The 21,566-nt window shown below is 62.2% G+C and carries 20 protein-coding genes; 11 read left to right on the forward strand and 9 right to left on the reverse strand.

Annotation, left to right across the window (positions count from 1 at the left end; genetic code table 11):
- Positions 1-3 precede the first annotated feature (3 nt).
- The 4 genes from GHK62_RS00445 to GHK62_RS00460 all read left to right on the forward strand — a co-directional run bounded on the left by GHK62_RS00445 (position 4) and on the right by GHK62_RS00460 (position 4,201).
- Complete coding sequence (locus GHK62_RS00445) at positions 4-594, forward strand: putative glycolipid-binding domain-containing protein (RefSeq protein ID WP_153436407.1); 591 nt, start codon at positions 4-6, stop codon at positions 592-594.
- Entirely contained in the window at positions 594-1,793 is a 1,200-nt protein-coding gene (locus GHK62_RS00450; protein ID WP_153436408.1) for a phosphoglycerate kinase, read from the forward strand. The genes GHK62_RS00445 and GHK62_RS00450 overlap by 1 nt, the downstream gene beginning before the upstream one ends.
- Positions 1,794-2,037: 244 nt before the next feature.
- Entirely contained in the window at positions 2,038-3,063 is a 1,026-nt protein-coding gene (locus tag GHK62_RS00455) for a class I fructose-bisphosphate aldolase (RefSeq protein ID WP_153436409.1), read from the forward strand.
- Between the two features lie 220 nt (positions 3,064-3,283).
- Positions 3,284-4,201, forward strand: coding sequence for a PhzF family phenazine biosynthesis protein (locus GHK62_RS00460; RefSeq protein ID WP_153436410.1), 918 nt, complete (start codon positions 3,284-3,286; stop codon positions 4,199-4,201).
- Positions 4,202-4,204: 3 nt separating this feature from the next.
- Here the strand turns inward: GHK62_RS00460 and GHK62_RS00465 are convergent, their stop codons facing one another.
- Both GHK62_RS00465 and GHK62_RS00470 read right to left on the reverse strand, forming a co-directional pair.
- Positions 4,205-6,112: a TPR end-of-group domain-containing protein gene (locus GHK62_RS00465; protein ID WP_153436411.1), complete on the reverse strand. Its 1,908-nt coding sequence runs from the start codon at positions 6,110-6,112 to the stop codon at positions 4,205-4,207.
- A gap of 176 nt (positions 6,113-6,288) precedes the next feature.
- A complete protein-coding gene (locus tag GHK62_RS00470; RefSeq protein WP_153436412.1) occupies positions 6,289-6,444 on the reverse strand; it encodes a hypothetical protein in 156 nt (51 codons plus the stop codon).
- 233 nt (positions 6,445-6,677) lie between these two features.
- Between GHK62_RS00470 and GHK62_RS00475 the strand changes: the two genes are divergently transcribed.
- The 3 genes from GHK62_RS00475 to rcdA all read left to right on the forward strand — a co-directional run bounded on the left by GHK62_RS00475 (position 6,678) and on the right by rcdA (position 9,220).
- The gene (locus GHK62_RS00475) at positions 6,678-7,982 is read left to right on the forward strand and encodes an MFS transporter (RefSeq protein ID WP_153436413.1); all 1,305 of its coding nucleotides are present in this window, start codon (positions 6,678-6,680) and stop codon (positions 7,980-7,982) included.
- A complete protein-coding gene (locus GHK62_RS00480) occupies positions 7,969-8,157 on the forward strand; it encodes a DUF1192 domain-containing protein (protein WP_153436414.1) in 189 nt (62 codons plus the stop codon). The genes GHK62_RS00475 and GHK62_RS00480 overlap by 14 nt, the downstream gene beginning before the upstream one ends.
- Positions 8,158-8,701: 544 nt before the next feature.
- Positions 8,702-9,220: a protease adaptor protein RcdA gene (rcdA, locus tag GHK62_RS00485; RefSeq protein WP_153436415.1), complete on the forward strand. Its 519-nt coding sequence runs from the start codon at positions 8,702-8,704 to the stop codon at positions 9,218-9,220.
- A gap of 133 nt (positions 9,221-9,353) precedes the next feature.
- Here rcdA and rpmE read toward each other — a convergent pair whose 3' ends face one another.
- Positions 9,354-9,575 (reverse strand): 50S ribosomal protein L31, encoded by a 222-nt coding sequence (gene rpmE, locus GHK62_RS00490; protein WP_153436416.1) that lies wholly within the window; start codon positions 9,573-9,575, stop codon positions 9,354-9,356.
- Between the two features lie 260 nt (positions 9,576-9,835).
- On the opposite strand from rpmE, the gene GHK62_RS00495 reads away from it, so the two are divergent.
- Together GHK62_RS00495 and GHK62_RS00500 are read left to right on the forward strand one after the other, a co-directional pair.
- The gene (locus GHK62_RS00495; RefSeq protein WP_184108575.1) at positions 9,836-11,638 is read left to right on the forward strand and encodes an ABC transporter transmembrane domain-containing protein; all 1,803 of its coding nucleotides are present in this window, start codon (positions 9,836-9,838) and stop codon (positions 11,636-11,638) included.
- A gap of 323 nt (positions 11,639-11,961) precedes the next feature.
- Entirely contained in the window at positions 11,962-12,954 is a 993-nt protein-coding gene (locus GHK62_RS00500; RefSeq protein ID WP_153436417.1) for a Bug family tripartite tricarboxylate transporter substrate binding protein, read from the forward strand.
- A gap of 237 nt (positions 12,955-13,191) precedes the next feature.
- Here GHK62_RS00500 and GHK62_RS00505 read toward each other — a convergent pair whose 3' ends face one another.
- From GHK62_RS00505 to GHK62_RS00530, 6 genes are all read right to left on the reverse strand, one after another.
- Positions 13,192-14,841, reverse strand: coding sequence for an FAD-binding dehydrogenase (locus tag GHK62_RS00505; protein WP_153436418.1), 1,650 nt, complete (start codon positions 14,839-14,841; stop codon positions 13,192-13,194).
- A gap of 77 nt (positions 14,842-14,918) precedes the next feature.
- Positions 14,919-15,950: a peptidoglycan -binding protein gene (locus GHK62_RS00510; protein ID WP_153436419.1), complete on the reverse strand. Its 1,032-nt coding sequence runs from the start codon at positions 15,948-15,950 to the stop codon at positions 14,919-14,921.
- Between the two features lie 4 nt (positions 15,951-15,954).
- Positions 15,955-17,055 (reverse strand): MotA/TolQ/ExbB proton channel family protein, encoded by a 1,101-nt coding sequence (locus GHK62_RS00515; RefSeq protein ID WP_153436420.1) that lies wholly within the window; start codon positions 17,053-17,055, stop codon positions 15,955-15,957.
- A 239-nt stretch (positions 17,056-17,294) separates the two neighbouring features.
- A complete protein-coding gene (locus GHK62_RS00520) occupies positions 17,295-18,095 on the reverse strand; it encodes an inositol monophosphatase family protein (RefSeq protein ID WP_153436421.1) in 801 nt (266 codons plus the stop codon).
- A gap of 282 nt (positions 18,096-18,377) precedes the next feature.
- Positions 18,378-19,544 (reverse strand): tetratricopeptide repeat protein, encoded by a 1,167-nt coding sequence (locus tag GHK62_RS00525; protein WP_153436422.1) that lies wholly within the window; start codon positions 19,542-19,544, stop codon positions 18,378-18,380.
- A 9-nt stretch (positions 19,545-19,553) separates the two neighbouring features.
- A complete protein-coding gene (locus GHK62_RS00530; RefSeq protein ID WP_153436423.1) occupies positions 19,554-20,207 on the reverse strand; it encodes a thiamine phosphate synthase in 654 nt (217 codons plus the stop codon).
- Positions 20,208-20,397: 190 nt separating this feature from the next.
- Between GHK62_RS00530 and GHK62_RS00535 the strand changes: the two genes are divergently transcribed.
- The gene (locus GHK62_RS00535; protein ID WP_153436424.1) at positions 20,398-21,177 is read left to right on the forward strand and encodes a sulfite exporter TauE/SafE family protein; all 780 of its coding nucleotides are present in this window, start codon (positions 20,398-20,400) and stop codon (positions 21,175-21,177) included.
- 85 nt (positions 21,178-21,262) lie between these two features.
- Positions 21,263-21,523: an ArsR/SmtB family transcription factor gene (locus GHK62_RS00540; protein ID WP_153436425.1), complete on the forward strand. Its 261-nt coding sequence runs from the start codon at positions 21,263-21,265 to the stop codon at positions 21,521-21,523.
- The last annotated feature ends 43 nt before the right edge of the window (positions 21,524-21,566 follow it).

Raw genomic sequence — 21,566 nt, forward strand, 5'->3', positions numbered from 1 at the left:
CAGATGTTTCGCGCCCTTTCTCCAACGACGGTCCGCTGGCGTCCGCTGGAAGGGGAAGGGCTCGAACACCTGACACTGACATCAACAGATACTCCTGACGGCGCGGTCATCCGCGCCGTTGGCGTTCTCATCGGCAACCGCGGCGGTGTGCCCTACGGCGTGCGCTACCGGGTTGACTGCGACGAGACATGGCTGGTCCGCAAGTTGATCGTCGACACGACAGACGGTCGGAGCCTGCATCTGCGCTCGGATGCCCCGGGCAAATGGGCTACGGCGCGAGGCGCTGCCCTTCCTAAATTCGACGGCTGCATCGATATCGATCTCGCCGGGACGCCCTTCACCAACACGCTGCCGATCCGCCGCCTCGGTCTCACCCGCCGGTCCGGCACCGTCAGGCTCAAGATGCTCTACGTACCGTTCAATACGTTCGAGCCGATTGTGGACGGACAACACTATACCTGCCTCGATGATTTCAAGCTCTACCGCTACGAGGCCGAGGACCGCAGCTTTGCCGCGGACCTGCCCGTGGACGAGGACGGCCTCGTCATCGACTATCCCACCCTTTTCCAGAGACTATCACCGGAGACTATCTGATGACTTTCAAGACACTCGACGATCTGACCGACATCGCCGGCAAGCGCGTGCTCGTGCGCGTCGATCTCAACGTGCCGGTCAAGGATGGCCAGGTAACCGACACGACCCGCATCGAGCGTGTCGCCCCCACCATCGGCGAGCTTTCCGAAAAGGGCGCCAAGGTCATCCTGCTTGCCCATTTCGGCCGTCCTAAGGGTGAGCCGGTCGCCGACATGTCGCTGAAGACAATCGCGCCCGCCGTCGAGGAAATTCTCGACCAGCGCGTTCATTTCGCCGCCGACTGCATCGGCGACAAGGCTGCCAATGCCGTTGCCGAGATGAACGACGGCGATGTGCTCCTGCTCGAAAACACCCGCTTCCACAAGGGCGAGGAAAAGAACGATCCGGCTTTCGTCACGGCACTGGCCGCCAATGGCGACCTTTACGTCAACGACGCCTTCTCCGCCGCTCATCGCGCCCACGCTTCCACCGAGGGTCTCGCGCATCACCTCCCGGCCTATGCGGGCCGCACGATGCAGGCTGAACTCGAAGCCCTCGAAAAAGGTCTCGGCAATCCGAGGCGCCCGGTCGTCGCGATCGTCGGCGGCGCCAAGGTCTCGACCAAGATCGACCTCCTGCAGAACCTGGTGAAGAAGGTCGACGCCCTCGTCATCGGCGGCGGCATGGCCAACACCTTCCTTGCGGCACAGGGCATCGATGTCGGCAAGTCGCTCTGCGAGCATGATCTTGCGGACACGGCAAAGGCGATCATCGCCGCGGCGTCGGCGGCCGGTTGCGCCATCGTGCTGCCGGAAGACGGCGTTGTCGCGCGCGAGTTCAAGGCGGGTGCTGACAACGAGGTCGTCGACATCAAGGCGATCCCGGCCGACGCCATGGTGCTCGATGTCGGCCCGAAATCGGTCAGCGCGATCAACGACTGGATCTCCCGCGCCGAGACGCTGGTGTGGAACGGCCCGCTCGGCGCCTTCGAGATCGCACCCTTCGACAAGGCGACCGTCGCCGCCGCCAAGCATGCGGCCGCCCGCACGCGGGCCGGTTCGCTCGTCTCCGTCGCCGGCGGCGGCGATACGGTCGCGGCCCTCAACCACGCCGAAGTCGCGGACGATTTCACCTATGTTTCGACGGCCGGCGGCGCCTTCCTCGAATGGATGGAAGGCAAGCCGCTGCCGGGTGTCGACATCCTCAACCAACAGAAGTGAAGCAAGCCTCCGACCCGGGCGCATGCGTCGCCCGGGTCGGAGACGCAAAAATAATTATGATATTTCAAACGATTAAAATAATTTAAATCGTTTCAGTCGATTTTCGCGCCATTTTCCCGGACAATTTCTTCTGTTATCGCGCCATTATTCGGAACGCGGCGGACGTAAGCTGCGCCTCAGACCGAACTTGTTTTCATTCGTCGCCCGCTCCGTTGGTGATCGGCGCTGTCTAAGGAGAAAAAACATGAGCGAAAGACTGGAAGATATTGCGGTTGCCATGGTCGCGAACGGCCGAGGCGTGCTCGCTGCCGACGAGTCGACCGCAACAATCAAGAAGCGCTTCGACAGCATCGCACTGGAATCCACCGAGACCTCGCGCCGCGACTATCGCGAGATGCTGCTGCGGTCCGATGAGGCGATGCGCAATTACATTTCCGGCGTCATCCTCTATGAGGAAACGCTGTTCCAGAAGGCGGCCGACGGCACGCCGCTCGTCGAAATCATCCGCAAGTCCGGCTCGATCCCCGGCATCAAGGTCGACACCGGTGCCAAGCCGATGCCCTATTTTGCCAAGGAGACGATCACCGAAGGGCTCGATGGCCTCGCGGGACGGCTTGCGAAATATTACGAAGCCGGCGCCCGCTTCGCCAAATGGCGCGGCGTCATCGCCGTGTCCGATGACCTTCCCACCTGGGGTTCGGTCAAGGCCAATGCCCACGCTCTGGCCCGCTACGCCGCACTCTGCCAGGAAGCGATGATCGTTCCGATCGTCGAGCCCGAAGTGCTGATGGACGGCGCACCCGGCGATCATTCGATCGAGCGCTCGGAAGAGGTCACCGAATGGGTGCTGCGCACCGTCTTCGAAGAACTCGGCGACGCACGCGTGAAGCTCGAAGGCATGATCCTGAAACCGAGCATGGTCATCGACGGCAAGAAGGCGCGCAAGGCGTCCGTCAGCGAAGTGGCCGAGCGTACGGTCAAGGTGCTGAAGCGCACCGTGCCCTCCGCCGTTCCCGGCATCGCCTTCCTCTCCGGCGGCCAGTCGACGGAAGAAGCAACCGCGCATCTCTCCGCCATCAACACGATACGCGACCTGCCCTGGAAGCTCACCTTCTCCTATGGCCGCGCCCTGCAGCAGGAGGCGCTGAACGCCTGGAACGGCAAGGCGGAAAATGTTGCCGCCGGCCAGCGCGCCTTTACCCATCGCGCGAAGATGTGCAGCCTCGCGGCCAAGGGCACCTGGAAGAAGGACCTCGAAAAGGCCGCTTGAGCGGCGACCGCATGGACCGAAAGTGGGAGTGGTTTCGGACAACCCGAAGCGCAACCAGAAAGAGCGTTAGAAGGCCCGGCGGCAGCGATGTCGCCGGGCTTTGCATGGGCGCCGTCCGCCCTGAGGTTCGCGGTGAGGCAATTGTCATGGAGACAAGTTCGCTGTTTCAGGCGACTCGCAAACGGCTCTAAATCCTGCTTCGATCGAGCAGGAGCCTGCAATGCCAACCGTTTCCTTCGTCACTGTCGATGTTTTCACCTCCGAACGCTTTGCCGGAAACCAGCTTGCCGTCATCCCGGACGCGCGAGGGCTGAGCGATCGTCAGATGCGGGCGATCGCCACGGAATTCGGCTATTCCGAAGTTACGTTTGTTCTTCCGCCGGACGATCCCGCAAACACCGCTCGCGTGCGCATTTTCACGCCCACGACCGAAGTGCCCTTTGCCGGACATCCGAATGTCGGCACTGCCTACGTGCTCGGTCGGCAATCGGAAATCTTCGGCAAGTTGCCGGGCGACCGCCTGCGTTTCGAGGAAAAGGCCGGGCTGGTTGAGGTGGCTCTCCTTGACCGCGATGGCGTTGTTACCGGCGCGCGCATTGTCGCGCCGCAGCAGCTTCTCGTCGGCCCTGCGATCGACGCAGCGGCCATCGCCGCCTGTGCCTCGCTCCCCGTAGCAAGCGTGAGCGATCGCCGCCACCCGCCGGTGCGGATTTCCGTCGGGCTTCCCTTCGCCGTTGCAGAAGTCCGGGACGTGGAAACGCTCTCAACGGCGCGTCCGAACGTCAGCGCCTTTCACGAGGCGAATGGCCGTTATCCGCTGGCCGAGGACAGTTTCAGCCTGTTCCTCTACGCGCGCAAACAGCACCAGCCATGGCGGATAAGGGCCCGCATGTTCGCGCCACTCGACAATGTCATCGAAGACCCGGCAACCGGCAGCGCGTCCGCCGCACTCGGCGCCTATCTCGTCTCCCTTCATCCGGAGGACGATGCCGAAATCGAACTCACGATCGAACAGGGCGTCGAGATGGGCCGGCGCAGTCTGATAGCGGTTACCGTCAGCAAGCAGGGGGGCACGGTCGGCAAGGTCAGCGTCTCGGGTGAGTGCGTGACGGCGATGCACGGATCGATCGAGCTATGACGTTCAGCGGGGTGCACCCTCGCAGTCCTCGATCGCGTCGAGGAGCGCCTGGAAGCGGGGATGGTCGCGAATGGGGTCGAGATCCGAATCGTGTTTGAACCAGTGGAGGTGGTAGCTCGAGCTCTGCGGCACGACCGTCTCGAGGAGATCGAGCGCGCGCTCGCCCTCGCCGAGAAGCGAATAGACACAGGCGGCATTGTATTGCGCAACAACATCGTCCGGGTCGATCGCCAGCGCGCGGGCCACCCATTCCTTGGCGCTCTCGGCTTCGCCCATATGCGCAAGCGCCAGTGCACCGCGATGGGCCGGGCTGGCGTTTTCCGGGTGCCGCTCCAGCGCTCTTTTCGCCCGTTCGATGCCGATGCGTGCCCAGCGCTGGCGCTCGGGCTCCATGCCGAGTGAGAAATAGCAACCCATCAAATGAATTGGCGAAAAGTAGTCGTCAGGTCGGATCCCGGCCGCACGCTCGAAGAAGCCGATTGCTTCTTGAAATCGACCCTGTGCGAACAGGAAACGGCCATAGTACAAGTTCGCCTCGTAGAGCGAAGGCTCTAGCGCCAGAGCCTGGCGAAACTCACGGCCCGCCTCCTCCGTTTGTCCGTCGTGGGTCAATGCCAACCCGCGTGAGGCGTGCGCTTCTGCCAGGTTTGGGTCAAGGGCCAGCGCCCTGGCGCTCATCTCGAAAATGCTCTCGAGCGGAAAATCCTTTTCGTGCCAGTCTCGGATCGCGCATTCGCATTCGGCTATGCCTGCATAGGCACGGGCATAGTTCGGATCGAGTTCGACAGCCTTCAGGAACATCCGGCGCGCGAGCAGAAGGTAGGGCCGGGTCCAGGTACGCGAGAACTGGCGGCCGCGAAGGTAGTAGGTATAGGCCTCCACGGAGGTGGTCGGATCGCTCTCGATCGCCTTCTTCTCTTCCGGCAGCAGCTTGATCCTGAGCTGGTCGACGATCGCGTGCGTGATCTCGTCCTGGATCATGAAAATGTCCGTGAGTTCGCGGTCGTAGCGGTCGGCCCAAAGATGCCCTCCGGTCTGCGCGTCGATAAGCTGGCCGGTGATGCGGACGCGCTCGCCTACCTTGCGGACACTGCCTTCGAGAATGAAGCGAACGCCGAGTTCCTGGGCGATCTGCTTCACCTTCACCGGCTTGCCCTTGTAGGTGAAGACGGTGTTCCGGGCGACGACATGAAGGCGCGAGATCTTCGAGAGATCGGTGATGATGTCCTCGGTGATGCCGTCGGAGAAATATTCCTGCTCCGGGTCGTGGCTCATGTTCGTGAAGGGCAGAACCGCAACCGAAAGCTCATAGCCGGGTTCCACCGCGACGGCGACCGGCTCCGCTGGCTTCTGGGCAGCCACGTCGCCGAAGGAGATGGTGTAGACGCGCACACTCGGGGCAATGTTCTTCAATGCGTGCTCGCCCTTGTCCACGAAGCCGAGGTCGAGCCGCGGGCCGACGTGATCGCGTACCGAGGCAGAAACCGCGATGCCGGAGGGCTCGGCCAAGCCTTCGAGCCTCGCCGCAACGTTCACGCCGTCACCGAAAATGTCGCCGTCTTCGACGATGACATCGCCGAGGTGAACACCGATCCTGAGCTCGATGCGCCTGTTCCTTGGCAGTCCTTCGTTCCTTGCGAGCATGCCGCGCTGAATTTCTGCCGCGCAAGCGACCGCATTCACCACGCTCGAGAATTCGACGAGCATGCTGTCACCCGCAAGTTTGACGACACGTCCCTTGTGGTTTGCAATCTTGGGCTCCAGGAACTCGCGGCGATGTCTTTTCATTGCTGCCAGCGTGCCGGCCTCATCGGTACCCATGAGACGGCTGTAACCCACGACTTCGGCAGCGAGGATGGCGGTCAGACGACGTTCCAAGAGACCCTCGATTTTCATCTTGTGTCCGAACAAGCTAACTTATCCTTTTATGCACCGGATGTCGTGTGGATACTACCGCATCTCCGTAGCACAGCCGCCAAAGGCGGATCTGTTTCAAATGGAACGGTTTCGTGAGCCTCAACCAGTCCGGGTGCTGCCGCATTACGTCCGAGGCGCGGCAGAGGAAAGCGCATCAATGAAACGACCTACTACGGCCGCACAAGCACTGTGATCATCATCACCGCGATCGCGAAAACGGCGATCTTCCAGAAATCGCGTCGTTGCCGCAGCCCCGGAAGGCCGAGCGGCTTGATGACTTGAACAGACATCGCGAGCAGAAAGAGTGCCATCAGGATTTTCGACATTCATTCGATTCCCGCAGAGTTCCGCAGTGATGCCCCCACAAGGGATGGGGCGGAAGACGCTTATGCACTTTTTCTCGTCCCTCTCGCCAGCGTCATACCGCCGTCACTTTTCGTCGCATAGAGGGCTATTGTTTCCGCCACCGATTTGCAATGACGGGTAGCACAAAATCCGGCTGGCAATTGCGGGAACTCGCCCCTAGCTTGCTGACAGCAGAACGATTTTCGGATTGATGATGAGAAAGAACCTGCTTCCCGTCGCTGCGCTCCTGGCTGGCACCCTGTTTCTCTTTCTTGGAAACGGTCTGCAGAGTCTGCTCCTGCCGGTGCGCGGCACGGCCGAGGGATACCCGACAACCATTCTCGGCCTTCTCGGCACGTCCTGGGCCTCCGGCTTCGTCCTCGGCTGCTTTCTAGGCCCGAACGTCGTCAAGCGCATCGGGCACGTGCGCGCCTTCAGTGTCTTTACGGCCCTGATAGCGATCATCTCGTTGTTGACCGGCATCCTGGTCGATCCCATCTGGTGGGTTGTCTTGCGCGCGGTCACGGGTTTCTCGACCGCCGGGACGTCGATGATCATCGAAAGCTGGTTGAACGAACGCGCCACCAATGAAAGCCGCGGCGTGATTTTCTCGCTCTACATCGCGATCACGCTTTTCGGTGTCGTCGGCGGCCAGATGATGATCCCTTTCGGCGAGACGTCTACGACCTTCTTCTTCATGATCTGCGGCATTCTCTATTGCGTCGCAATGCTGCCGACGCTGCTTTCCAAGGCTGCCTCGCCGCAACCGCTGAAACAGGTCCGGCTCGATCTGCGCGGCCTCTATCGCAATTCACCGGTATCTTTTCTGGGCATCCTTCTGGTCGGCATCGCGAACGGCGCCTTCGGCACGCTTGGCGCCGTCTTCGGCCGCCAGGCCGGTCTTTCCGACAGCACCGTCGCGACGATGATGAGCGTGGCGATCTTTTCGGGAGCCGTCATGCAACTGCCTGCGGGCCGTATTTCCGACCGTGTCGACCGCCGCTACGTGCTGGCTGTGCTGGCCGGCATCGGCGCTCTTGCGGGCCTCCTGATCTTCCTCGTCGAACCGAGCCAGGTCTGGATCGTTTTGACGCTGATCGCCATCTACGGTGCCGCCGCCAACGCCCTCTACCCAATCGCGGTCTCCCACGCCAACGACTTCGCCACGCCGGAAGAATTCGTCAAGGTTTCGGGCGGCCTCTTGCTGCTCTACGGCATTGGCACGATCATCGGCCCGACGATCGGTGGGCCGATCATGACCGCAACGGGACCTTACGGCCTGTTCATGATCACGGCTTGCGCGCATATGCTAATCACGGCCTACGCGATGGTTCGCAGCCGCCGCCGCGCGCCGGTTCCGGTCGCCGAGCGCGACGCCTTCTCGCCGGTCAATGCCGGTACGCCGACGACGCCGGAAAGCCTGCAGCTTTCGCCGCGCGCCGCGCCCCTTGACGAACTGCGCGAGGAGGATGTCAGCGACAACCCCGAGGAAGAGGAGAGATCGAATGAGCCTGTTTGACGACGACCTCCCAAAGAAGAAGACAGCCCACGAGATCGGCAGCGATCTGTCGCTGCTCTCGGTCGATGAACTGACGGCGCGCATCGCGCTCTTGACGGAGGAAATTGCGCGATTGGAGGCCGAACGGGAGCGCAAGTCGGCGAGCCGGTCCGCGGCCGACAAGCTCTTTCGCTAGAGCGGGATGAGGAAAAGTGTGCGGTTCTCCGCCTGCATTCCGCGTCTCAACTCATCAGAATCGATCACGGCGCGGAAGCGATTTGCCTTGCGCACGCGCGCTTCCTGCTTCGTGACCCGAAATAAACGCAACTTAACGGCAAATTAAGCATTTTCGGCGATTGTCGAGTTATCCGGTTCCCCCGGACTCAGACATTTTCTCCGACTGGCGAATGGGTCTGATTTCTCCCTGTTTTACCTTGAGAGCCGCTTTCCGCGGCTCTTTTTTTGTCTTTCAGCGCCGCGCGTCCTTGGGACACGCAAAGGACGCTGAAGCACTTGGAATTGCCGAATGATTTTGTCCGCGGAATCGACTCCGATCTGGGGAATCAAGCGGGAGCAAACAGGGCATTTCAAAGAATTGTGGAGATTAACCCTTTCTTAAGAATACCCTTGCGCGGAATGCGGTAAGGGATCATTCTTCAACCATAGAGGGGGCCAGGGGAGCTTTTCCCGGAGTCGCCCGTTACCCGACCGTGATGCGTTTGAACCAGGGAAAACAGGCCATGTCCGAGAGAGGATTGAATACCGTCAGTTTCGCGGGACACGCTGCGTCCTCGGCGCAGTTCAAGGCGCTCTATGCAGAAGGCATGGGCCTGGTCGAGGAAACCGCGAGCTATCTCGATGGACCTGGCCGTCTTGCCTCCAAGGCGCTGCCCCGCATGGCCTCGGTGCTCTACGCCGCAGAGTCTATGCGGCTTACCACGCGGCTGATGCAGATGGCCTCCTGGCTTCTGCTTCAGCGTGCCGTCAACAACGGCGAAATGAGCCGCGATCAGGTTCTCTCGGAAAAGAGCAAGGTGCGCCTCGACAGCTTCAACGTCGATCGCAACGCGCCGGGCTGGAACGATCTCCCCGAGATGTTCCGCGATCTGATCGAACGATCGCTCCGCCTGCAGAACCGTGTCGCGTTACTCGACCGCGAGATTTACCGGCCGCAGGAGGCGACGACCTTCGTTCCGGACAACCAGAACGGCGTCAAGGCGCAGATCAAGCTGCTGCAAACCGCCTTCGGCACCAACTGATAGCGACGCGCTGATCGTCCCTGACAATCTTGAACCCGGCCGCGCGCCGGGTTTTCGTTTTGGGGCCATTGCTGCGCGCAAACAAAAAAGCCCGGCAGAGCCGGGCTTCGAACACGCCGTAAAGGGCGAGCGATCAGAGGCCGAGGCCTTCGAAGCGCTTCTTGAACTTGGAAACCCGGCCGCCGCGGTCGACGAGCTGCTGGTTGCCGCCGGTCCAGGCCGGATGCGACTTCGGATCGATTTCCAGGTTCATGGTGGCACCTTCCGCACCCCAGGTCGAGCGGGTTTCATATTCGGTGCCGTCGGTCATGACCACCTTGATCATGTGGTAGTCGGGATGGATGTCTGCCTTCATAACAATCTTCCTAGAGTTCCAGGGTCCAATTGTCGCAAGGCATTGCGACTTTGGGACCGAACACGTAAATGGAGCCGCAGACCGCTCTTGGGCCGCGGCTCCCCAATTCGATGCCGTGCCTATACATGAAGGTCTGCGGGATAACAAGTGCCGCGCGGAAGACTTATAAAGAAGGCCTTCCACGCTAGTGCATTTCAAGGTGCTACAGCGACCTTAGCGCGTCCGATCGGACGCACGGCCTGTAGGCGATCGGGGGTCATGTGTCCAGACGAGAAAACCAACCGCCAGCTCGCAGATCCATTCGCCCGCTGGCCACAGTGCTGCCCTACCTCGCGCGATACCGCCGGCTGGTGATCGGAGCGGCGATCTCGCTGACACTCGCCGCAATCACCACCCTGACCTTGCCGATGGCCGTTCGGCGAATGATCGACAACGGCTTCTCCAATTCCGATTCCGGCTTCATCAACACCTATTTCTCCATGCTGATGGTGCTGGCCGTCGTGCTCGCCCTTGCCAGCGCATCGCGCTACTATTTCGTCATCTCGCTCGGCGAGCGCATTGTCGCCGATCTCCGCCGCGAGGTCTTTGCGAAGGTCACGCAGCTTTCCGCCTCCTTCTTCGACGTCAACCAGTCCGGAGAGATCGTTTCGCGCCTGACGGCCGACACGACGCAGATCAAGTCAGCCGTCGGCGCCACCGCCTCGGTGGCGCTGCGCAATCTGATCCTCTGTCTCGGCGCCATTGGCATGATGATCTATACCAGCCCGAAGCTTTCGAGCCTCGTGCTTGCGGCGATCCCCATCATCGTCTTTCCCCTCGTCGGTTTCGGCCGATCCGTCCGCCGGCGTTCGCGCCAGGCGCAGGACACCCTTGCCACGGCCTCGGCCTATGCCGGCGAGGCAATCGCCGCAGCCCGCACGGTCCAGGCCTTCAATGGTGAGGAAAGTGCCAACCGGCATTTTGGCAGCGCGGTGGAAGACGCCTATGGTGCCGCCCGCGCCGCGATCCGGGCGCGGTCGATCCTTACCGGTTTCGCCATCACCATGGTCTTCGGCAGCGTCGTCGCGGTGCTCTGGTTCGGCGCGCGCGACGTGCTTTCTGGAACGCTCTCTGCGGGCACGCTCAGCCAGTTCCTGCTTTATTCGGTTTTCGCCGCCGGCAGCCTCGGTGCGCTCTCGGAAGTCTGGGGCGAACTCTCGCAGGCGGCAGGTGCCGCCGAGCGCCTCAACGAACTGCTGACCGAAGTGCCGCAGATCCAGGCGCCCGAGCACCCGGTCGCCATGCCGGTGCCGGCCCAGGGCGCCATCGCGTTTACCGATGTCCACTTCGCCTATCCCGCCAGACCTGACTACAAGAGCCTCAACGGCCTGAATTTTGCGGTCAAGCCCGGAGAAACCGTGGCGATCGTCGGCCCCTCGGGCGCGGGCAAGAGCACGGTCTTCTCGATGCTTCTGCGCTACTACGATCCGGTCAAAGGTGCCGTCACCGTCGACGGTATCGACGCCCGCAGTGCCGACCCGAAGGATTTGCGCGACCGCATCGCCATCGTGCCGCAGGACGTGACGGTCTTCGCCACGTCCGTGCACGACAACATCGCCTTCGGTGCAGCGGATGCGAGCCGGGAAGCCGTGCGCGCAGCCGCCGTCGCCGCACAAGCCGACGAATTCATCGCAAGGCTGGACCAGGGCTATGACACTCAGGTCGGCGAGCGCGGAGTGACACTTTCCGGCGGCCAGCGCCAACGCATCGCGATCGCGCGGGCAATCCTCAGGAACGCACCGATCCTTCTCCTCGACGAGGCAACCTCAGCACTCGACGCCGAGAGTGAGACATTGGTGCAGACGGCGCTCGACGGGTTGATGCGGCAGCGCACGACCATTGTCATCGCCCACAGGCTGGCGACCGTGCTCAAGGCCGACCGTATCCTGGTCATGGATCATGGCCGCGTCGTCGAGGAAGGCACCCATGCTTCGCTGATCCGCCAAGGCGGCCTTTACGCGAAACTCGCCCGACTGCAGTTCGACCACGGCGCGGAAGCGCTATTCGTCGCAGCGCGATCTTAGTGCATGTCGCCCAAAAAGTGCGTAGCGGTTTTGGGACAACGACATGCATAAAAACAAGGACCTAAAGCGCGTCGCATGACAAGGCGACGCGCTTTAGTGCATGTCGCCCAAAAGTGCGTAGCGGTTTTGCGGCAACGACATGCATAAGAGGGGAGCAAGCGCGCAGCAATCCATTCCCATTGGATGCGCCGCGCTTAGACTTTCGTCGTCCAACCGCGGCTGATCCACTCTGCGCCATTGCACAGCGGGAGCCGGACCCTATTCTTAAAGGGCCGGCCCTTCGCAGCCGGCATCGCCACGACGAGTTTGGGAGGATTTTCCGCATGGCATTTACGAGACTGACCCGCCGCGGCGCTATCGCGCTCGGCCTGACGGCGCTTTCCGCGCTGAGCCTTGGCACGACGGCGCAAGCGCAGGAGTTTCCGGACCGGCCGATAACCCTGGTTGTCCCCTTTGCTGCCGGTGGCTCGACCGACGTAGTCGCGAGAATCATCGCCCAGAAGATGTCAGAGGATCTCGGCCAGCAGGTGGTCGTCCAGAACGTGGCGGGTGCCGGCGGCAATCTCGGGGCGGCCAATGTCGCGCGTGCCGACCCCGACGGCTACACGATCCTCATGGCCACGGTCGCGACGCACGCGCTCAACCCGCTGATCCTGAAGACAAAGCCCTATGATCCCGAGAAGGATTTTGCACCCATCTCGCTGCTCGTGATCGTTCCGAACGTACTGGTCGTCAATCCGGAACTGCCGGCCAAGAATGTCCAGGAACTGCTCGCCCTGCTCAAGGCGGCGCCGGACCAATACAGCTACGCCTCGTCGGGCAACGGAACGCCGCTCCACCTCTCGGGCGAGCTCTTCAAGAAGATGGCCGGCGTTGAGATGCAGCACATCCCCTACAAGGGCTCCGGGCCGGCGCTGAACGACGTCATCGGCAATCAGGTCCCGATCATGTTCGACAACCTTCCTTCGTCATCCGGACACATCAAGGCCGGGACCCTGCGGGCGCTCGCGGTGACGACTGCCGAACGCGCGCCGTCGTTCCCCGATATTCCTACCATCGCCGAATCCGGTATTCCGGGCTATGAGACCTATACCTGGAATGCGCTCTTTGCGCCGGCCAACACGCCGCAACCGGTGATCGCGCGATTGAACGAGTCGGCGAAAAAGGCGCTTGCCGATCCGGCTGTCCAGAAGCGCATGGAGGAGTTCAGCGCCAAGATCGTCGGCTCGACGCCTGAGGAATTGGCGGCGCATGTCAAGGCGGAGCTTGAGAAGTGGACGCCTGTGGTACGTGACGCGAACATCCAGATGGATTGACGCTTTGAGGCAAGCGTTCGCGCTATCGCCCCTCATCCCGCTGCCGCAACCTTCCCCCGTTTCGACGGGGAGAAGGGACAAGCGGCGAGCGCATTACAGTGCCGCGCGTCGAATCGGACGCGCTAAGGTCGCTGTAACAATTTGAATGGCTGCATGAAATCATGCAGTCCCCTCGCCCCACTTGCGGGGAGAGGGTTAGTCCTCGGGCTAAACCCAAGGACAGGGGCAATCACGGGCTCAAACTTCCTTAGCCGCATTCCGCCCCGCGGCGAGGCCAGAAAAGATACAACCGCCGAGAAAGGTCCCCTCAAGCGCGTTGTAGCCATGCATGCCGCCACCGCCGAAGCCCGCCACTTCGCCTGCGGCGAAGAGCCCCGGCACCGGCTCGCCGGAAAGCTCCAGCACTTGGCCGGAGAGGTTGGTCTGAAGTCCTCCAAGTGTCTTGCGCGTCAGGATGTGCAGCCGAACGGCGATCAGCGGTCCGGCCTTCGGATCAAGAAGACGGTGGGGCCTTGCGGTTCGCAGCAACCGGTCGCCGCGATAGGCCCGCGCTCCGCGGATAGCGGTCACCTGGGCGTCCTTGGAGAAAGGGTTGGCGATCTCACGGTCGCGCGCCTCTATCTGCGCCCTGAGATGTGGAGCCGAAAGCCGGTTCTCGCCGGAAAGCCGGTTCATCCCCTCGACGAGATCCTCCAGCCGGTCGCGGACGACGAAGTCCTCGCCCTTGTCCATGAAGGCCTGTACCGGGCCGGGCGGATTTTTGCCAAGCCGCTTCAGGAGAAGTGCGACGCTCTTGCCGGTGAGATCGGGATTCTGCTCCGATCCGGAAAGGGCGAATTCCTTCTTGATGATCGCTCTCGTCAGGATGAACCAGCTGTAGTCGTGTCCGCTGCGCCGGATCGCCTCCAGAGTGCCGAGCGTGTCGAAACCCGGCATCGCCGGTGCTGCAAAGCGGTTGCCGTCGGCATCGCACCAGAACGAGGACGGCCCCGGGAGAATGCGAATGCCGTGATCCGGCCAGATCGGGGCGAAATTCCTGAGGCCCTCGGTGTAGTGCCACATGCGGTCGGCGTTGATGACGGAGCCGCGCGCTCGGGCTGCAATTTCGAGCATACGGCCGTCGACGTGATGCGGTACGCCACTTACCATGGTCGCCGGAGGTTGCCCGAGGCGCTTGCGCGGCCAGTTTCGGCGTACAAGCTCATGATTGCCGCCGATGCCTCCGGAACTCACGATGACCGCTCCTGCCGAGATCTCGAAGTCGCCGACGACGTCTCGGGCGCTGCGCTCGCCCCGCGCCACCGGATCCGCCTTGAGGATCGTCCCGCGGGCGCCCGTCACCACACCATCGGTCGTCACCAACTCGTCCACCCGATGGCGGAAGCGGAACCGCAGCAGGCCGCGGCTTTCCGCTTGCCGGGCCAGTCGGACAAAGGGTTCGAGAACGGCGGGGCCGGTGCCCCAAGTCACGTGAAAGCGCGGGACCGAATTGCCATGGCCGTGGGCAAGCCCGCCCCCGCGTTCGGCCCAGCCGACCACCGGAAACCAGCGAAGCCCAAGCGAATGGAGCCAGGAGCGCTTCTCGCCGGCGGCGAAGTCGAGATAGGCGTCAGCCCAGAGCCGCGGCCAGTGATCTTCCGGCCGGTCGAATTGCGACGAGCCCATCCAGTCCTGGCGCGCGAGTTCGCGGCAATCGCGAATCCCCATGCGCCGCTGCTCGGGACTGTCGATGAAGAACAGTCCTCCGAGCGACCAGAAAGCCTGGCCACCGAGATTCTGCTCCCCCTCCTGGTCGAGAACGATCACCTTGCGGCCACCGGCCGCAGCTTCGGACGCCGCCACGAGTCCAGCAAGGCCCGCGCCGATGACCAGGACATCACAATCCATGAAAGGCGCCCTCCCCGCATCCCTCGACGTAACTGTTACGCAGACGTCAAGGTCAATTCAAGGGCTCGGGCCCGCCGCTATTTCTCGGTCAGCTTCAGCTCGATGCGCCGGTTTTGTGCCCGAGCTTCAGGATTGTCACCCTCGGCAATGGGCTGAAATTCGCCGAACCCCGCAGCCACCAGCCGGTCCGCAGGCACGCCCCTGGACATCAGAAACTTCACCACCGATGTCGCGCGGGCGGACGACAGTTCCCAGTTGTCGGCAAAACGGCCGGATCCCGACAGTTGCACATTGTCGGTATGGCCATCGACGCGCAGGACCCAGTTGATCTCGGCGGGGATTTCTTTCGCGAGATCAAGAAGCGCCGTGGCGAGTTTCGCCATCTCCGCCTGGCCCTCCGGATTGAGGTCGCTGCTGCCCGATGGGAAGAGCACTTCCGACTGGAAGACGAAGCGGTCGCCGACGATGCGGATGTTTTCGCGGTCGGAAAGGATTTCCCGCAGGCGACCGAAAAAGTCGGACCGGTAGCGGTTAAGCTCCTGCACCCGCTGAGCAAGCGCGACATTCAGGCGGCGGCCGAGATCCGCGATCTTGGCCTGGGATGCCTGATCCTTTGCCTCCGACGCTTGAAGGGCGCCTTCAATGGCGGCGATCTGGCTGCGCAGCGCGGCAATCTGCTGATTGAGAAGCTCGATCTGGCTCATTGCGCGGGCGCTGACCTCCTTCTCGGATGCAAGCTCCGATCCGAGTCGGCCGATCTTCTGGTTCGCCGCTTCAGCGCTGCCGGCGCCCTGATTGAGCAACGCCTGCAGCCGCGAGCGCTCCCCCTCGGACTGGGCAAGCGAGGCCTGGAGGTTGGCAAGTGAATCCTCGAGATCCTGTTTGCCACTCTTTTCCAATGCCAAAAGCTGCGTCAGTTCGTTGATCTGGCTGTTCAGGCGGTTCAGCACCTCGTCCTTGCCGCTGATTTCCCGTCCGAGCAGGAACTGCGCCATCACGAAGACGCTCAAGAGAAACATGATCGCCATCAGCAACGTCGACAGCGCGTCGACGAAGCCCGGCCAATAATCAATCGTTCGGTGACTGCGACCTTTGCGGGCGAGGGCCATGGGCTCAGTCGCCTCCGCTCTCGTCTACGCGGCGGAACTGCGCAATCGATTTGTCGCCATGCACCGCGATCCTCTCGGCTTGGCCGATCCGCGACGTCAGCTTGTCGAGCGTCTTGCGCATCGCCTTCGCTTCCTCCTGCTGCGCTTCGATCCAGTCTCTGAGCATCTGCTGCTCGCCGCGCATATTCTTGACGAGCCCCTGGATGCCCTCGGCCAATGAGGCCATTGCGGCCGTCGTGCGCTGATTTGCACCACCCTCCTGATTGAGCCGCGTGAGCTGATCGGTCAGCCGGCGCAGCTCTTCGATGGGCGGCTCCGCGGCAATGCTGATCGGCGAGGAGATTCCCGAACCGACGTCGGTCACCGAGGAAAGCCAGTTTTCGAGTTCCGTGTAAAAGCGGTTCTGGGCGCGGCCGGCCTGCAGATCGAGAAACCCCACGATCAGCGATCCGGAAAGCCCGAAGAGCGAAGCGGAAAAGGCCGTTCCCATGCCCGTGAGCGGCGCGGACAGGCCGTTCTTCAGGGAGCTCAGCAAATCTTCCGTGCTGCCGGTACCGGCGTCCAGGGACTGGATCACCGTGTTGATCGAACCGATCGTGCCGAGCAGGCCCCAAAAGGTCCCGAGCAGGCCGAGGAAGACCAGAAGGCCGGCGAGATAGCGGGTTATGTCGCGCGACTCATCGAGACGCGTGGCAATGGAATCGAGAATCGAGCGCAACGCGATTGTGGAAATCGCGGTCGTCTGGCGACCGCCGATCAGTGACCGCATCGGCGCGAGCAGGACCGGGTCGCGTCCGACCTTGTCGGCGCTTCCGGCGGCACGAAAGGAGTTGAACCAGCGGACCTCCGGCCTCAGGCCCAGGACGTGATTGAAGGCGAGCAGGATGCCGATGAGCAGGACGCCGAGAATGAGCCCATTGAGGCCTGGATTGCCGGCGAAGGCTTCACGGGCCTGCCTGAAGAGAATGGCGGCGACGAAACCAACGATGATCAGGAAAAGGACCATCGTCCAGAAATAGGGCATGGGGCTCGAAAGCTTGTGCGGATTATAGTTCTCTTCCACGCTCTCCCGACCGTTCCATCCGGACAGATTGAGTTTCGTCATAGGTTAGCCAGACTCCCGGGTTCACTCCAGCGCCGCGCGCCCTCAGACACGCAAGGGTGCCGCAACACTTTGAATTACCGAAGCATTTCTCGAAAGCGATTCGAGAATTTGCATCGTCGGCAGCAGCACGGCACCGCTGGCCCGGAGACTAGTGGAACTTTGCGCCAAATTGAAGGGAAAACGAATGCCCCCGACGCATAACGCACCTGAGACTGCAAGGCTCGGGAGAGGGCCGTTGGCTACTTCGCCGGAACCGGGCGATGGATCACGTCACGCAGCGCCTTGGCGATGTATTCGTTGCCGCAAACGACCGAGCCGTCCTCGAGCGGCTTGCTGCCGCCGTCGACATCGGTTGCCCAGCCGCCGGCTTCGCGGATGAGCAGGATGCCGGCCGCAATATCCCACGCGGCAAGGTCCCGCTCCCAATAGCCGTCATAGCGGCCTGCGGCCACGTAGGCGAGATCGAGCGCGGCAGATCCGAAACGCCGGATGCCGGCGACTTCGCCCATGACATGGCGAAGTTCGATCAGATATTTGCCGTGATTGCCGCGACCGAGATGCGGTGTCCCGGTGGCAATGACGGCGTCCGAAAGGTTCTTGCGAGCGCCGACGCGCAGCCGGCGATCGTTGAGGAAGGCACCACCGCCCTTCTCTGCGGTGTAGAGTTCATCCGTTGCCGGATTGAAGACGACGGCAGCGACGATTTCGCCCTGACGCTCAAGCCCGATCGAAACGGCAAAATGCGGGATGCCGTGCAGGAAGTTGGTGGTGCCGTCGAGCGGGTCGACGATCCAGCGATGCGCGCCGTCGGTCCCCTTGATTTCCTCGCCTTCTTCGCCGAGGAAGCCATAGGTCGGCCTCGCCTTCAACAGCTCTTCCCGGATGATCCGTTCGGCCTTGCGGTCGGCCTGGGAAACATAGTCGCTCGGTCCCTTCAGCGAGACCTGGAGGTTCTGCACTTCGCCGAAATCGCGCGCCAGCGACTTGCCGGCCTTGAAGGCGGCCTGGACCATGACATTGAGAAGGGCAGAACGGGCCATGTGGCGATCCTTATGATAGCGAAGGCCGGCCGAGCCATCTCGAGCCGGACATTGAACCTGTCTGACGTATCCCGCACGATGTCGCGCACGGCGCGAGCGAAGCTGCGGGTTTCGTCGTCAAAAAACCGAGTGAAGTCACTCCGTCCGCCGGGCTGAATTAGGAAATGAGCAAGCCGCGGACAAAACCGCGGCTTCAAGACCACAAAAGCCGCAGAAGTTCAAGCGAAATAGCATTGCTGCAGCCATCGACGCCAGTGACAACCGCCTTGGCGGAGACCTGCCTCACGAGGAACGGAACTTGTTCGCAGCCGCGAGCGCCGACTTCTGCTGCGTTTCGTTGAGGCCGAGATAGAAGTCCTCGAGCGCATCGTCCTTGAGGCCGGCGCGACGCGACAGCACATACCACTTTGCCGCCTCGACCGGATCCGGGCGCGTGCCGATCGCATTGACATAAAGATGCGACAGCCGGTTCTGCGCGACGACATTGCCGCCTTCCGCCGCGCGCTTCATCCAGGCAAACCCTTCTTCGAGGTTGCGGTCGCCGGCGATCCCTTCGACGAACCAGATGGCGATGTCGAGCTGCGCGGTATCAAAGCCGGCGCGGGCGGCGCGCAGCAGCCATTCGCGGGCACGCGCGCGCTTGTTCTCCTCTATGCCGTCGACATTGATGTAAATCTGCGAGAGAGCGTATTGCGCATCGGCGATGCCCTGCTCGGCGGATTTCTCGTAATAGGGCATCGCCGCCTTAAGGCCCTTCTCGCCCGGCATGTCGGCAACCAGCGTTTGCCCGTAATTGAACTGGGCCGAGGCATTGCCGAGATCGGCCGCCTTCTTCATAAGCTCTTCGGATTTCTTCCTGTCGCGCTTGACGTAGCGCCCCTCCATCAGGATCAGGGCATATTTGAACATGGCGGCCGGATCGCCGTTATTGGCAGCCTGTCCGTACCAGAAGGCCGCCTCCTTGGCGTTGCGCGCAACGCCAAGACCCTGTTCGAGGATCGATGCAACCAGCGTCTGGGCAGCGGGATCGCCGAGCTGCGCCCGCGGCAGCGCAAGATCCATTGCCGTCAGATAATAGCCGCGCTGGAAGGCGCCATAGGCATCGTCCACTTTTCCGGTGAACGGCTTTTCTGCCGGGAGCGCCGGCAATTGCGCGCCCATGCGATCGAAGACATTGACGCCCTCCGAAGGCGTGCTGCCGTCTCCGGCCTTCGCTTTTTTTGCCGCGCCTGTCTCGGGCTTCTGCTGCGGAGCCGCCCCTTCCGGCACGATCGCCCCGTTGAAGGGTGTGATCCGGCCGCGCTTTGGCACAGTCCCCTCGTCCGCGACTCCATCCTCCGCCGGCACGCCCGTCGCCGGCTGCTGCGCGCGAGTCGGCACCGCCGCAAGTGCGACGGCCATAAAGAGGACTGCAGCCCGGCCAGGCTTCGACGACAAGCGGCTCAACATCGGACCGTCTTAATCTTCAAACCGTGGCGCTTTTTCGTCAAGCAGCGCGTTGACGGCCGCGACGACCGCCGGCGCCTGCTCCGGCTCGCCAAAGACGGCGAGGCGAAGTGCCACGAATTCGGCCCCCGTTTCGGCAACCGCGAGCACCGATTGCGGGTCCGTGCCGCCCATGACGACACAGGGGATTTCGATCATCGACGCCCACCATTCGGCAAGTGCCAGATTTTTCGGATGCGGCTCCGGCTTGATATCACCGTCGGTGCGACCGAAGAAGATGTAATCCGGCCTGAGTTCGCCGATTTCGAGCGCATGGTGGCGGTCGGAAGCATTGCCGCCGCCAACGATCAGCTTCGGCGTGTGCTTTTCGATCGCATCGCCGAGGACATCGGCGCCCCCAACGATATGCAGGCCATCCGCCTTGGCACGTCCCGCGACGCGCGTGTCACCTTCGATCAGCGCCGCAGCCCCCGCCTTCTGGATCACCGGCACCAAGAGCTCGGCGTGCTGCTGGAATTCGGCGTCGCTGAGGCCGTATTGCGGCAGGATGACGGAAGCCACGTCGCCTCCCCGCAAAGCGCCGGCAAGCACCTTCGAACGCTGTGCGAGATCCGGCATGTCCGGCACGACCAGCACAAGGCGGCAGCGGTTTTCTACATTGCTCATAGTATCCGTTCCTGGCGGCACCCGCTCATTGCATGATTCCTTTTAAGGACAAAATCATGCAGCACTTCAAAGTGCTACAGCGATCTTGGCGCGTCCGATTGGGCGCGCGGCGCTGTAGGAGCGAAGCCGCCACTCGATTTCGTTCGGGAAAACCGATAGACGGAGATGACAAAAGGATCAACCGCCACCCATGCTTCCCGATTTCGACTTCTATCTCGTCGCCATCCCCGCAGTCCTGCTCGTAGGCCTTAGCAAGGGCGGCATGGGCGAAGCGCTTTCGTTGATGGGGGTTCCGATCCTGTCGATGGCGGTATCGCCTGTCCAGGCGGCCGCGCTGCTGCTGCCGATCCTCATTGCCATGGATATCGTCTCCTTGTGGATCTGGCGCAAACATGGCGACCGGGAAACCCTCACGATGCTGCTGCCCGGCGCGATCGCCGGCATCGCCATCGGCTGGGCGACCTCCGCCTATGTGCCGCGCGACGCCTTGAGGCTGATCATCGGCCTCATCACGGTCGTCTTCGTGCTGCGCTATGTCTATACCGTCTGGCGCAGTCGCAGTGGCGCCCCGATCAGCCCCAAGAAACAGCGCGCCGGCCCCGCCGCGCTCTGGGGCTCCCTTGCCGGTTACGGCAGCTTCGTCGCCCATGCCGGCGGCCCACCTTTTCAGATCTATGCATTGCCGCTGAAGCTCGCACCGCGTGAGTATACAGGCACCATCGTGCGCTTCTTCGCGATCCTCAATGCGGTGAAACTCATTCCATATTTCGCCCTCGGCCAGCTCGATATCAGCAACCTGAAGACATCGGCCACGCTTTTCCCGCTGGCGATGGTGGCGACGGCCTGCGGCGCCTGGATCGTCCGGCGGATGAAGCCGCAGATTTTCTATCCGTTCATGTACACGATGGCCTTTATCGCCGGATCAAGACTTGTCTGGGACGGTCTTACCAGCCTCGTGTCGGGCGGCTGAGGCGTCCGGAAATGCTGCGAAGCAACCACATACCGCACCGCACAATTTTCTTGCCGCTTATGGAGAATTCGCTTAACGTCTGCCCATGACCATTGCGGACCCATTCGATGCCATCGCGGATCCGAACCGGCGCTACCTGCTGGAGGAACTCAGGCGCGCACCGAAAACCGTGAACGAACTGGCCGAAGGCCTGCCGATTAGCCGCCCGGCAGTGTCGCAGCACCTGAAGGCGCTGCTCGACTGCAATCTCGTGTCGGTTTCATCGAGCGGAACGCGGCGGATCTATGCGATCCACAAGCCGGGCTTCGACAAGCTGAACCTGTGGCTCGACCAGTTTTGGTCCTAGCGCATCGGCCCGAAAATCGGACCCGATTTTCGGAAAGCACGAT

This window comes from Sinorhizobium terangae (assembly GCF_009601505.1).
Lineage (GTDB): Bacteria > Pseudomonadota > Alphaproteobacteria > Rhizobiales > Rhizobiaceae > Sinorhizobium > Sinorhizobium terangae.